This window comes from Subtercola vilae, from assembly GCF_004923255.1.
Taxonomy (GTDB): domain Bacteria; phylum Actinomycetota; class Actinomycetes; order Actinomycetales; family Microbacteriaceae; genus Subtercola; species Subtercola vilae.
The window spans coordinates 25,840-38,392 of sequence record NZ_QYRT01000019.1; the positions used below are offsets into that span (position 1 = coordinate 25,840).

Consider the following 12,553-nt stretch of genomic DNA (forward strand, 5'->3'; position numbering starts at 1 on the left):
AACGTTAACTGCCGGCATATCTCACCTGCTTTCGACCCCAGCACACGCGTTGCCGCGGAAAATCACTGTAGCAACGGAGCCCAGGCTCGCTCAGCGTGCTCAGCCCATTCGGCAAGATCTGTCGCAAATGGGCGCACGATGGGCCTTGACATGAACCATTCAGCGCATGTCTACTACTGTTGAAGCGATGCCAAAACGCGCAATGGGTCCTTTTCCGTGGGTGATTACCGCGATCGTGGCCTTTGTCGTGCTCGATGCGGCGCTCGTCTACTTCGCGCTCTCCCCTCCCCAGCAGCAGGCCCCGGCCGATTCCGGCAGCGCCCTCGAGACCTCGCTTCCCTCCACGACGGCGACCCCGGTACCGGCGGTCACCGCGACTCCGAGCGCTTCACCGGCGGCCAGCACCGCGCCGACACCCACTCCGACTGCGGGTACCTCGCTGAAAACGGGCACGAGCACCCCCACGCCCACTCCCACCCCCGGCGCAGCAGCGGGGTACATCACCGACTTCAGCTCCGCGCTCGTGGGCTACCGAGCCACACCCGGCAGCTGCGCCGGCACAAGCACCAGCACGGCAACTGATTCCGTGCTGCAACGCACCAGTGACGGCGGCGCCACCTGGACAACCGTCTCACCCACCAACATCCGCGTTCGCCAGGTCGAACGACTCGTCGCCGTCGACGACGCGCACGTCGACGTTCTGGGCCGGTACGGCACCGCCTGCACGCTCAGCGACATCTCCAGTTACACCAGTGGTGAGTTCTGGCAGGTCTACCCCGACCGCACCGCCACCTTCCCCAACTGACCCGCAGGGCTCTCGTCGCGCCCGGGCGCATCACCCCGCCCAGGCGCATCACGCTGCTTGGGCTCGTCACTCGCGGTCGGGCGCGTCACCCAGCCGCCATCGCCTCCGCGATACCGTCGACCAGGGCGCTGATCGCCTCGGAGCCGAGCTCGGGGCCCGCCGCCACCGTCGCATTCGTTCCGAGAAGCACTGCGGCCGGTGTCCCTTCGAAGCCGAGAGCCGCCATTGCCGGCTTCGCACCGAACAGCGCGCCCTCCACCAGCGCCGGGTACGCCTCCGCAAACTCCCTGGCAGAGCCCGCGGTGGCCACCACGATGTCGACCGACGGGCCGAGCCGATGCCGCCACTCGGGTACCTCCGCCGCCACCACGCGGCACGGGGTGCAGTCGGGTTTGACGAACAACACCAGTACTGCGCGCTGCACCGAGAGGCTTCGAAGCGGGTGACCCACCATTTCGGCATCGAGCAGTTGAGCATCCGGAATCTCGGGCCCCACCACCACGGGAGCGCCTGATTCAGAACTCGGGCCGGCAGCACTCGCACCAGCACCCGCACCCGCACCCGCACCCGCACCCGCACCCGCAGAACCCTGCCGCACCCACGTCAGCACCAATGCCACCATGGCCGCCAACAGCACCACGAACCACGTGACGTCGTCGCCCGTGAACCCCGAGATGCTCGCCCCCACTCCACGGCTGCCCGCAAGACCCGCGGCCACCAGCACCCATCCCCCCAGCAGTACTGCGTTGCGCGCCACCGTGCGCCAGCCCACCGAGGCACTGCTCAACACCCCGAAACAGTTGCAGTCGACCGCCTCACCGCGGAGTACCACTCGCAGTAAAAGCCCCGTCAACGCCACCAGAAACAGCACACTCAGCCACGAAACCGCCACAAACGCGGCCCCCGGCAGCACCAGCGCACCGAGCCCCAGCGCGATCTCGCCCCACGGCACCACGGCGGCAACCAACGGCCCGCGCAACAGCCGCGGAACCCCCAGCGCGACCATGGCCGCAGAGGTCTGCCTCGAACGGCCGAGCTTCGTCACCCCGCTCGCCAGCCATACCGCCGCCAACACCACGGGCAGCACGGTCAGAGCTCCGGGGTTCATGAGAACGGGCTACTTGCCTCGCTCGATGGCTTCGATGAGGTACGTGCCGTAACCCGACTTCAGCAGCGTGTTCGCTCTGACACGCAGCTCGTCGTCAGACAAGAATCCCTGGCGCCATGCCACCTCTTCAGGAGCGCCGATCTTCAGACCCTGCCGCCGTTCGATAGTGCGAACGTACTCGCTGGCATCGGTCATCGAATCGAAGGTGCCGGTGTCAAGCCAAGCGGTTCCGCGCGGCAAGACCTCGACCTTCAGCAGCCCCGCCGCGAGGTATGCCTTGTTGATGTCGGTGATCTCATACTCGCCGCGAGCCGACGGTTCGAGACCCGCCGCGATGTCGAGAACGTTGTTGTCGTAGAAGTAGAGCCCGGGCACCGCGTAGTTGCTCTTCGGTTTGACCGGCTTCTCTTCGAGCGACAGCGCCACGCCGTCGGCGTCGAACTCCACCACGCCGTACGCCGAGGGCTCAGCCACCCAGTAGGCGAACACGGCACCGCCCACGATGTCGGTGAAACGCGAGAGCTTCGAGCCGAGCCCGGGCCCGTAGAAGATGTTGTCGCCGAGCACGAGGGCCACGGTCTCGTCGCCCACGAATTCGCGGCCGATCACGAACGCCTGCGCCAGGCCGTTCGGTTCCGACTGCACCGCGAACGACAGCTCGATGCCGAACTGCGAGCCGTCACCCAGTAGACGTTTGAACTGGTCAGCGTCATGCGGGGTCGTGATGATGAGAATCTCGCGGATGCCCGCGTTGATGAGAGTCGACAGCGGATAGTAGATCATCGGCTTGTCGTAGATGGGCACGAGCTGCTTTGATATGCCGAGCGTGATCGGGTGAAGTCGCGTTCCCGAACCGCCGGCCAGAATGATTCCCCGCATGAACCCCATCATGGTGGGTTCGCGCCTCGCGCGACAAATCGAATCGGCGAGGCGACCGGTTCGGTCGTTTCTGAGGCCGATGCAGTACGGTATTGCCCACACGGCGCCGTGTTCACCCCACCCGCCGATCTGACCGAGGTTCTTCGTGCCACGTCACATTCGCAATGCCCTCATCGTGGCCGTCTCTCTGATGCTCGTGGTGACCGGTTCGTTCGCCGCATTCAGCATTCACGAATACGTCTACCCCGCCTCAGACCAGCCCACGAAGAGCGATGTCATCGTCGTGCTCGGCCCTCCGGAGGCGACGCGCATCGCCATTGCCCAGAAAATGCTTGACGCCGGCCTCAGCCAGAATCTGCTGGTATCCGTTCCGGCCTGGGGAGTGCAGAGCAAAGACGAGTTGCCCATCTGCAGCACCCAGGTGAAGCACACCTACACGGTGACGTGCTTCACCCCCGCCCCGTTCACCACGCGCGGCGAAGCACACGAGCTGCAGGCGATGGCGGCAGAACACGGCTGGAAGAGCGCCACTGTCATCACCTATACGCCGCACATCGATCGCGCGCGCATCATCGTGAGCCGCTGCTTCAGCGGGAAGCTGAGCATGGTCGAAGACCGCAAGCCACTGAGCTACGCCGAGTGGGGCTACGCGTTCTTCTACCAGACGGCCGGGTTCGTCAAACTTCTCCTCGACCAGAACTGCTGAACGGGCCGGTCAGCTCAGCCCGCTGCCGAGAGGTACGCGATCAGGGCCTGATCGGCATCCGGTGGCACGAAGCCGGTGGCCTTGATCTTCGCGAGGTCGAGAGCGCTGTTCAACGGCCGCGGAGCCGCCGCCTTGCCCGCAAAATACTCCTCGGTCGAGACGCCCGTCACGCTGGCCGGGTCGTGCCCGGTCAGCTCATAGACCCTCGCCGCGAGCGCCGCCCACGACTGCGGCTCGCCGTCGTTGCTCAGGTTGTACACGCCGAAGGCAGCGTGTGTCTCGAGCAGGTGCCGGATGCCCGCGGCAATGTCGCTCGTAAAACTGAGTCGCCCCACCTGGTCGTTCACCACTTTTGGCGCAATTCCCCGCGCAGCGAGTGACGCCATCGTTCGCACGAAGTTGTTGCCCTCACCGATGACCCAGCTCGTGCGCACCACGTAGTGCCGTGGCACGGTCGCCACGATCGCGTCGGCCGCCGCCTTCGTCTGGCCGTACACCCCGAGCGGGCTGAACGGCTCATCTTCACCGTGAACGTCTGCGGTGCCGTCGAACACGTAATCGCTCGACACATGCACCAGCGTGATGCCGTGGGTGGTGGCAAGCGCGGCCAGCAGCGCAACGGCCGAAACATTTGCCGACCACGCAGCCACCCGACCCTCGGCCGTCTCTGCCTCGTCGACTTTCGTGTAGGCCGAGGCATTCACGATCACCGAGTAGTCGCCCCAGTGACGGCCTTCGTAGCTCGAGGGCGCCGCCACATCGAATTCGGTGCGCGTCACGAACTCGGCCGCCGGCAGCGCTTCTCGAAGAGCGAGCCCCAGCTGGCCAGACGCGCCGAGAACCAAGGTCTTCGCCCCCTGCATGGGCACCACGTCGGCGAGGCGTGGGTGCGCAATGTCTTTCGCACTCAGCTCGACAGCGTCGCTCGACAGTGCGATGGGCCAGTCGATGGCCACCGTCTCGTCGGCCAGGTTCAGAAAGGTGTACGAGGCATTCGGGCTCCAGTGATCGTTCACCAGGTACGAGTACGCCGTGTTGTCTTCGAGGGTCTGGTACGAGTTGCCCACTCCGCGAGGAACGAAGATGGCCTGCCCTGGCCCGATCTCGGCCGTGAACACCGAGCCGAACGACTCACCGGCGCGCAGGTCGACCCACGCCCCGAAAATGCTGCCGGTGGCAACCGAAACAAATTTGTCCCATGGTTCGGCATGAATGCCACGCGTGGTGCCACGCGAACCATTGAACGAGACGTTGTTTTGCACCGGAAGGAAGTCGGGAAGCCCTGCGGCGACCATCTTCTCGCGTTGCCAGTTCTCTTTGAACCAACCGCGATTGTCGCCGTGAACCGGCAGTTCGAACAGCAGCAGACCGGGAATCGTGGTCTCTGCCTTCGACAACAGAGCGGTCACTGGCCCTGCTCCTTGTAACGCGCCTCGGCAGCGGCCTTCTCGGGACCCCACCAGCCGGTATGCGCTCGGTACCACTCGATCGTGTCTGCGAGCCCCGATTCGAAATCAGAGAACTGGGGCATCCAGCCGAGTTCGGTGCGCAGCTTGGTCGAGTCGATCGCGTACCGCATGTCGTGCCCTGGCCGGTCGACGACGTGGTCATAGGCGTCGGGCTCCTGGCCGAGCAGCTGCAGAATCAGCTCCACGACGTCTTTGTTGTTCTTCTCGCCGTCGGCGCCGATGAGATAGGTCTCCCCGATGACGCCTTTCTCAAGAATGGTGAGCACGGCCGACGAGTGATCGTTCGCGTGGATCCAGTCGCGTACGTTCTCGCCTGCTCCGTAGAGCTTGGGGCGTTCGCCGGTCAGCACGTTCGTTATCTGGCGCGGAATGAACTTCTCCACGTGCTGAAACGGCCCGTAGTTGTTGGAGCAATTGCTGATTGTGGCCTGAACGCCGAACGAACGCACCCAGGCGCGCACGAGCAGGTCAGAGCCGGCTTTGGTCGACGAATACGGCGACGACGGGTTGTAGGGAGTGTCTTCGGTGAATCGGGCGGGGTCGTCAAGCTCGAGGTCGCCGTACACCTCATCGGTCGAAATGTGGTGAAATCGAGTGCCGTGCCGCCGGGCCGCTTCAAGAAGCGTGTACGTGCCGATGATGTTCGTTTCGAGAAACGGCCGCGGGTCGTGCAGGGAATTGTCGTTGTGCGACTCGGCTGCGTAGTGAACCACGAGGTCATGGCGCGCGAACAGTTCGTCGACGAGTTCAGCATTGCGAATGTCACCGTGAACGAATTCGAAACGGTCTGCGGGCAGCCCGTCGAGTGACGCCCGATTGCCGGCGTACGTGAGCGCGTCGAGCACGGTCACCGTGTGATCTGTGTTGGCCAGTACGTAGTGCACGAAGTTCGACCCAATGAACCCTGCTCCGCCTGTAACGAGAACTCTACTCATACGTTTACTTTCTCCGCTCTAGTGCTTCGATCACGTAGGCGCCGTAGCCCGATTGGTTCAGCTTATTGGCACTCGTGCAGGTCACACCGCCGTAATAGCAGCCCACTAGTATCAACTGACATCGCCGATCGCAGCGGATGGTGTGCCTCTTGAGCCTTGCTCTTGCGAACGATATTCATCCAACGCAGGAGACAACCATGGCAGGTCGACGCAACCATCGAATCTCGGTCAACATCCCCGAAATCGACGAACTCGGCACGATCCCCGTACACAACCTTGTGAACTTCGAAGGCATTCACAAGGTCTTCGACACGCAGGCGACATTCGGCGGCGATGTCAGGGCCCGCCTCGTTGTCGACACGGTCCATGGCCGCAAAACGGTCACCGTGGTGTTGCGCTACACCTCTTACAAGGTCAGGGTTGGCGAACTCGATCCTGCCATCGTGCGCCTCGTGCGCCGACGAATCAGATGGCTGAACCTTCTCAACCGCGTCGTTGTCTGCGAGGCACAGATCGTCGCCGATCCCAAGAATCCTGCCCTCTACACAGTGCTGTTGAACCCGACGCACAGTGAGGCTCGCCTACAAGAGAGGGCTGCCCCCCTCGGCCGCCCGCCGATTGTTCGCTGAACATTCGCTGAACAGAACGTGAGCGTGCTCGCAGACTCGCTCTCTAGTTTCCGATGCGTTACGTGATGGTCATTTGCACGACACATTGCGCATTTACGCTTGAGGCACACCAACACGGTCGCAGCGTTTGGTGGGCACCATGACCACAATCCCTCCTGCGATCGCGATTATTTCCAACGCTGGAGGCTCTCATGGCCCGTCGCCGCCGCAAACGACCTGTCGCGCTCCCCGAGTTCGAGGAGTTGGGCACCATCATCGTGCCCAGTATTTTCAATCGCGAGCGTCTGGCTGAGCTCGCCGCCGCACAGAAACTCTTCGGCGGCACCATCAGGGCCCGCCTGGTGAACGACCGTGTCGACGGGCGCAGACACGTCACCGTCGTTCTTCGCTACACGTCATTCCGGGTGACAGCCGGGGTGCTCGACGATCAGCTCTCCCGACGGTTTCGCTCGAAGATCTGCTGGCTGAACGCCGTCAACCGTGTCGCTGTCTGTGAAGCACAGCTTGTCGGCGACCCCACCGCACCCGATTACCTGACGGTCTGGCTGAACCCGCCCCGCGACGAACATCAGCAGCGGGAACACATGGCCAGGGCTGGGCTCTGAGCGCAGGCGACCAACCCCATCACTGCACGATCACTCGTTGATCTGCAGCACACTGGCTGTTGCAGCGATCTCTTTCTTCGCGCTCACAGGCGTCTCGTTCAGTTTGGTGCCGAGAGAGGGAATCATCTTCTTCAGCTGCGGCTGCCACCCCGTGTACTGCTCCGGGAAGCACTTCCAAATAAGGTCGAGCATGATCGGCACCGCTGTCGACGCGCCGGGTGATGCACCCAGCAGCCCGGCGATGGAGCCATCAGCTGAGGTGATGACCTCGGTGCCGAACTGCAGTACCCCGCCCTTCTTCTTGTCTTTCTTCATCACCTGCACGCGCTGGCCGGCGGTGATGAGGTACCAGTCTTTGGGGTCAGCCGTGGGCATGAACTCCTGCAGAGCCTTCATCTTCTTCGCCCGGCTCGCGAACACCTCACCGATGAGGTATTTCATCAAGTCGAGGTTGTCGCGCGCCACTGCGAGCATCGGCCCGAGGTTGTGCGGGCGAATGGAGCGCGGCAGGTCGAGCCACGAACCCGACTTTAAGAATTTCGGGCTGAAGCCCGCGTACGGCCCGAACAACAGTGAGCCTTCGCCGTCGACCACGCGCTTGTCGAGGTGCGGCACAGACATGGGCGGCGCGCCGACCGCGGCCTTGCCGTACACCTTGGCCTGGTGCTCGCGCACAACAGCCGGGTTGTCGGTGCGCAGAAACTCGCCGCTGATGGGAAACCCGCCGAACCCTCTGATCTCGGGAATGCCCGACTTCTGCAAAAGGTGAAGGGCTCCGCCACCGGCGCCGACAAAGACGAACTTGGCGTTCACCTGTGCGGGGGTACCGCCAACCAGGTGTTTGAAGCTCACATCCCACGAGCCGTCGCGCTTCTTCGTGAGGTTGGTCACCGAGCGGCCGGTGAACAGGTGACCGCCGTTGCCTGTGATGTACGAGAAGAGCTGCTTCGTGAGCGAACCGAAGTCGACGTCTGTTCCCGCGGGCACACGTGTGGCGGCGACCTTCTCGCCTTTTTCACGCTCGCGCATCAGCAGCGGCGCCCACCCGTAGATCGTGCGAGGGTCGTCACTGAACTCGATGCCCGCGAACAGCGGTTCGTTGACCAGCGCTTCGTAGCGACGGCGCAGGTATTCGACGTTCTTCTCACCCTTCACAAATGTCATGTGAGGTGTCGAGTTGATGAACGATTCGGGTTCCTGAAGCAGACCCTGCTTGATGAGAAAAGACCACAACTGCCGGCTCACCTGAAACTGCTCGTTGATGGCGATGGCCTTGCTCGGCTCCACCGAGCCATCGGGCGCCTCAGGCATGTAGTTGAGCTCGCACAGGGCGGCGTGCCCGGTACCCGCGTTGTTCCACGGGTTGGAGCTTTCGAGAGCGACGGCACCGAGCTGCTCGTACACCTCGATCGACCAGTCGGGTTGTAGAAGCTTGATGAGTGCGCCCAACGTGGCACTCATGATGCCTCCACCGATGAGCACAACGTCAACAGGTTTCGCGGTATTAGTCACACAACAAGTTTATGACTCTCAACCAGCTCTACCGACATTCCAGCCGATTACGGCCTGCCCATTCCCTGATAGACCCAACCGGCCGCTCGCCAGGCAGCCGGATCGAGACAGTTGCGGCCGTCCACGATGTAGCTTCTGTTCACGAGCTCTGCGACCCGCACGGGGTCGAGCTCCCTGAAGGCCTTCCACTCGGTGACGACGATCACGGCGTCCGCTCCGGCGAGCGCGGCTTCGATGTCGTCGGTGAATTCGAGCTGTGGATGCGCGCGGCGAGCATTCGCGATGGCCTCAGGGTCGGTCGCGATGACCTGCGCTCCAAGCCCTTTGAGCTGGGCTGCGACATCCAGTGCCGGAGAATCACGAATGTCGTCGGAGTCAGGCTTGAACGCGAGCCCGAGCACCGCCACGCGCTTGTTGAAGACGTTGCCATCGAAATGGCTTACGACCAGATCGACGGCCTTCTGCCGGCGACGCAGGTTGATGGCGTCGACCTCTTTCAGAAATGCAACCGACTCGCCGCGCCCCAACTCTTCGGCCCGCGCGGTGAAGGCGCGAATGTCTTTCGGCAGGCAGCCCCCGCCGAAACCGACTCCAGCGTTCAGAAACCGTCGACCGATGCGGGCGTCGAGCCCAATGGCATCGGCGAGCTGCGTAACATCAGCGCCGGTGGTCTCGGCAATCTCTGCCATGGCGTTGATGAACGAGATCTTTGTCGCGAGAAACGCATTCGCCGACACCTTCACCAGCTCGGCCGTTGCGTAGTCGGTGACCACCAACGGCGTCTCACGCGCGAGTGCGACCGCGTACACCTCATCAAGGGCAGCCTTGGCCGCCGCGGCGCGCTCGCCCTGCGGCAGCCCGTATACAAGGCGGTCGGGGCTGATCGTGTCTTGAACCGCGAAACCTTCACGCAGAAACTCGGGGTTCCACGCCAGCATCGCTCCCGGCGCTGCCGTCGAAACCCGTGCAGCCAACCTGACTGCAGTACCGACCGGCACCGTCGACTTGCCGGCAACCAGGTCACCTTCGCTGAGGTACGGAATCAACGACTCGATGGCGGCGTCGACGTACGTCAGGTCGGCAGCGTTCGAACCCTTGCGTTGCGGGGTGCCCACGGCGACGAAATGAATCTTCGCGCCCTTCACCTCTGCCATATCGGTGGTGAAACGCAGCTTGCCCGACGCAATGCCACGGCTCAGAATCTCGGGAAGCCCGGGCTCGAAAAATGGTGCCGTACCGGCAGCGAGCTGTTCGACTTTGTTCTTGTCGACGTCGACGCCCACCACGTCATGCCCCAGCTCGGCCATCGCGGCTGCGTGCACTGCGCCCAAATAGCCGCACCCGATCACAGAAATCTTCATACGAGCTACTTTCATAGTGCTTACGAAAACGCTCACCGCGCTGTGCTGTCGCTCATTTGTATCAGTTGGGCTCAACGACCGCACAATCTGAGCGACCGACATCGCGCTGCAAGGCTCAGAAACATCGCTGGCTAGACTTCCAACCATGAGCACCGACGATCGCGCGGACGCCGAATACACTCTTGGGCGGTCTGAGGCAGTAGAGCTCGCCACCGCCTGGGCGAGCCATCGTGCCGCTCGTATCGGCGTTCGAATCCTCGTTCTCAAGGGCCCGCTCGCGCACACGCAAGGCATCCGCGCGAAGCGAACCTCGTCAGACGTCGACATCCTCGTTGAGCCCGGCCGCTCCGAGGCTCTCATTTCTGAGTTTGGTCTCGGCGGCTGGCATGAGCGATTCGCCCCCGACATCCCCTGGTTGATCGAGCTCCACTCGACAACGCTGTTTCATGCGAGATGGCCGATCGATATCGATGTTCATCACTACTGGCCTGGTTTTCTCGTAGACAGACAGGCAGCGTTCGAGACGATGTGGGTCGATCGGGAGCAGCACGAACTGGCCGGCGTATCGGTCTTCACGCCCGACGCACTGACCGCCTCATTGGTCTTGGCGCTGCATTCGTTACGCCGACCGGCCAGCGAAGATCATGCAGGAGACATCCCGAACCTTGTGGCGAAGCTTCGCCGACTGTCGCTAGACAACCTTCCCGCGCTGATGACAGATCGAGCCAGGCTGCTTGGCGCCACCCAGACATCTCGCCCCTTTTTGGTGGCCCTGGGCGCCGACGTCGCCGAGGAGCTGAACCCCGACGATGACCTTCGCCTGTGGAAACTCAATGCCTTGGCTCGAGGCCATACCAGAGCATGGGCCGCAGCGATTTCCAATGCCCCGTTGCGAAAGAAACCGGTGTACCTGATACGCGCGGTTCTACCGAGCCCCCGCGAGATGAGAGGCCTTCATCCTGAACTCGCGCCCGGCATCACAGGGTTGGTTCGCGGCTATTGGAGACGGCTCGGTAGCGGCGGCCGCGAGCTGACAAAAGCCGCACTCCAATGGGCACGACGAAGCGGCCGGGCCGATGTCTGACGCGCGGCGGGAAGCGACAGTGAGACGGGCCCCCTCCGTGGCGGAGACCCCCAGAGACGAGACGGTATTTTTGCTCGCTATGGACAACGCGCTCTGTGTTCCCGTCGCGCTCGCGGGTTCGGCAGCCGCAATCTGGCAGCTCATTCCGACCATGGGCACCACGCTCACCCACATCGCCGAGGTTCTGTCGTCTGAAAGCGGTGTCGCCACGGTCGAGATCACCGCTCATCTGCGAGATTTCGTGACTTCTCTCGCATCGCAAGGGCTTGTTCTATTCGACGCAGTCGACTGAAACATCATGGCGCCTGTTACCTCGTCATTTGATCGCAACAATGCACCACTATGCTCTGGGCTATGTCGAAATCAGTAGCAATTATCGGCACACGGGGCTATCCCAGTTATTACGGTGGATTCGAAACGGCCGTCAGGAAACTGGCGCCCTATCTGGCCGAACAGGGCTGGGACGTAACCGTGTACGGGCGCGAGGGTTCAACTCGGCCCGACGATGACGGTCGCGACCCCCGCGTGCACACCGTGACCACACGAGGGCTTGAAACGAAGTCGGTGAGCACGCTCTCGTACGGCTTCACTGCCACCCGCCATGCCGCGAAGGCTAAACCAGACGTCGCCCTCGTGATGAACGTTGCAAATGGGTTCTTCTTGCCAACACTCACCAGAGCGGGAATTCCGTCGCTTGTCAACGTCGACGGCATTGAATGGGATCGTGCGAAGTGGGGCCGAATCGCGAAATTCGTCTTCCACACCGGCGCCAAGTGGACTGCGACGCACGGAACGCGAATGGTCTACGACGCAAAAGCCATTGCGGCGCGCTGGAAGTCGGAATTCGGGCTCGATGGGGATTTCATCCCGTACGGGGGTGACGTTCCTGGCGAATTGCCTCTTGAGTCGGGGTTGGAACACCGGAGATACGCCCTCATGGTTGCCCGATTCGTGCCAGAGAACACGGTTGCCGAATTCATCGACGCGGCTGAACAGATGGCCACCTACTGCGATGTCGTCATCGTGGGATCGTCGGGTTACGGCGGAGAGCTGGAGGAGAAGGTCGCGGCGCTTTCTGCCGCCAACTCCCGGGTCAAGTGGCTGGGCCACCTGAGCGATGATCAGCGTCTCCTCTCGCTCTGGCAGCATGCGGGCGCATACTTTCACGGGCACAGCGTGGGCGGCACAAATCCTGCGCTTGTCCAGGCGATGGCATGCGGAGCCCCTGTTATCGCTCGCGATACCATCTACAACCGGGAAGTACTCGAAGGGGCCGGCGTACTCGTTCAGCCAGATGCCAACGCAATCGAAGCGGCAGTGAAGGCTCTCTTGAACGACCCCGAGAAGCAGCAAGCACTAAGCGAAGCCGCCCTGGCCCGGGCGGAAGAGAGCTACAGCTGGCTCGGTGTCTGCCAGAAATACGAAGCAGCGCTGCTCGAGCTCATCAAACAGAAATAGGC

The 12,553-nt window shown here is 62.7% G+C and carries 13 protein-coding genes; 7 read left to right on the forward strand and 6 right to left on the reverse strand.

From position 1 onward, the window contains the following. Positions 1–187 precede the first annotated feature (187 nt). On the forward strand, positions 188–805 hold the full coding sequence (locus D4765_RS19210; protein WP_161580421.1) for a hypothetical protein: 618 nt from the start codon (positions 188–190) through the stop codon (positions 803–805). A gap of 85 nt (positions 806–890) precedes the next feature. On the opposite strand, the gene D4765_RS10910 is transcribed toward D4765_RS19210, so the two are convergent. Then, the gene (locus D4765_RS10910) at positions 891–1,913 is read right to left on the reverse strand and encodes a MauE/DoxX family redox-associated membrane protein (RefSeq protein ID WP_136642332.1); all 1,023 of its coding nucleotides are present in this window, start codon (positions 1,911–1,913) and stop codon (positions 891–893) included. Between the two features lie 9 nt (positions 1,914–1,922). Continuing rightward, a complete protein-coding gene (rfbA, locus tag D4765_RS10915) occupies positions 1,923–2,792 on the reverse strand; it encodes a glucose-1-phosphate thymidylyltransferase RfbA (protein WP_136642333.1) in 870 nt (289 codons plus the stop codon). A gap of 145 nt (positions 2,793–2,937) precedes the next feature. Here rfbA and D4765_RS10920 point away from each other — a divergent pair, with 145 nt between their 5' ends. Further along, on the forward strand, positions 2,938–3,498 hold the full coding sequence (locus D4765_RS10920) for a YdcF family protein (RefSeq protein ID WP_136642334.1): 561 nt from the start codon (positions 2,938–2,940) through the stop codon (positions 3,496–3,498). 14 nt (positions 3,499–3,512) lie between these two features. Here D4765_RS10920 and D4765_RS10925 read toward each other — a convergent pair whose 3' ends face one another. Next, positions 3,513–4,907 (reverse strand): sugar nucleotide-binding protein, encoded by a 1,395-nt coding sequence (locus D4765_RS10925; RefSeq protein ID WP_170225118.1) that lies wholly within the window; start codon positions 4,905–4,907, stop codon positions 3,513–3,515. After that, positions 4,904–5,902: a dTDP-glucose 4,6-dehydratase gene (gene rfbB / locus D4765_RS10930; protein ID WP_136642335.1), complete on the reverse strand. Its 999-nt coding sequence runs from the start codon at positions 5,900–5,902 to the stop codon at positions 4,904–4,906. Before rfbB ends, D4765_RS10925 begins: the two co-directional genes overlap by 4 nt. Positions 5,903–6,099: 197 nt before the next feature. Between rfbB and D4765_RS10935 the strand changes: the two genes are divergently transcribed. Continuing rightward, positions 6,100–6,531: a hypothetical protein gene (locus tag D4765_RS10935; protein ID WP_136642336.1), complete on the forward strand. Its 432-nt coding sequence runs from the start codon at positions 6,100–6,102 to the stop codon at positions 6,529–6,531. A gap of 191 nt (positions 6,532–6,722) precedes the next feature. Further along, the gene (locus D4765_RS10940) at positions 6,723–7,136 is read left to right on the forward strand and encodes a hypothetical protein (protein ID WP_136642337.1); all 414 of its coding nucleotides are present in this window, start codon (positions 6,723–6,725) and stop codon (positions 7,134–7,136) included. 30 nt (positions 7,137–7,166) lie between these two features. On the opposite strand, the gene D4765_RS10945 is transcribed toward D4765_RS10940, so the two are convergent. Together D4765_RS10945 and D4765_RS10950 are read right to left on the reverse strand one after the other, a co-directional pair. Beyond that, the gene (locus tag D4765_RS10945; protein ID WP_136642338.1) at positions 7,167–8,648 is read right to left on the reverse strand and encodes a malate:quinone oxidoreductase; all 1,482 of its coding nucleotides are present in this window, start codon (positions 8,646–8,648) and stop codon (positions 7,167–7,169) included. Positions 8,649–8,695: 47 nt separating this feature from the next. Beyond that, entirely contained in the window at positions 8,696–10,009 is a 1,314-nt protein-coding gene (locus D4765_RS10950) for a UDP-glucose dehydrogenase family protein (protein ID WP_136642339.1), read from the reverse strand. A gap of 145 nt (positions 10,010–10,154) precedes the next feature. Here D4765_RS10950 and D4765_RS10955 point away from each other — a divergent pair, with 145 nt between their 5' ends. The 3 genes from D4765_RS10955 to D4765_RS10965 all read left to right on the forward strand — a co-directional run bounded on the left by D4765_RS10955 (position 10,155) and on the right by D4765_RS10965 (position 12,551). Then, positions 10,155–11,093, forward strand: coding sequence for a nucleotidyltransferase family protein (locus D4765_RS10955; RefSeq protein ID WP_136642340.1), 939 nt, complete (start codon positions 10,155–10,157; stop codon positions 11,091–11,093). Between the two features lie 37 nt (positions 11,094–11,130). Continuing rightward, positions 11,131–11,385: a PqqD family protein gene (locus D4765_RS10960; RefSeq protein ID WP_161580422.1), complete on the forward strand. Its 255-nt coding sequence runs from the start codon at positions 11,131–11,133 to the stop codon at positions 11,383–11,385. 62 nt (positions 11,386–11,447) lie between these two features. Next, positions 11,448–12,551, forward strand: a complete 1,104-nt coding sequence (locus D4765_RS10965; protein ID WP_136642342.1) for a glycosyltransferase — start codon at positions 11,448–11,450, stop codon at positions 12,549–12,551. The last annotated feature ends 2 nt before the right edge of the window (positions 12,552–12,553 follow it).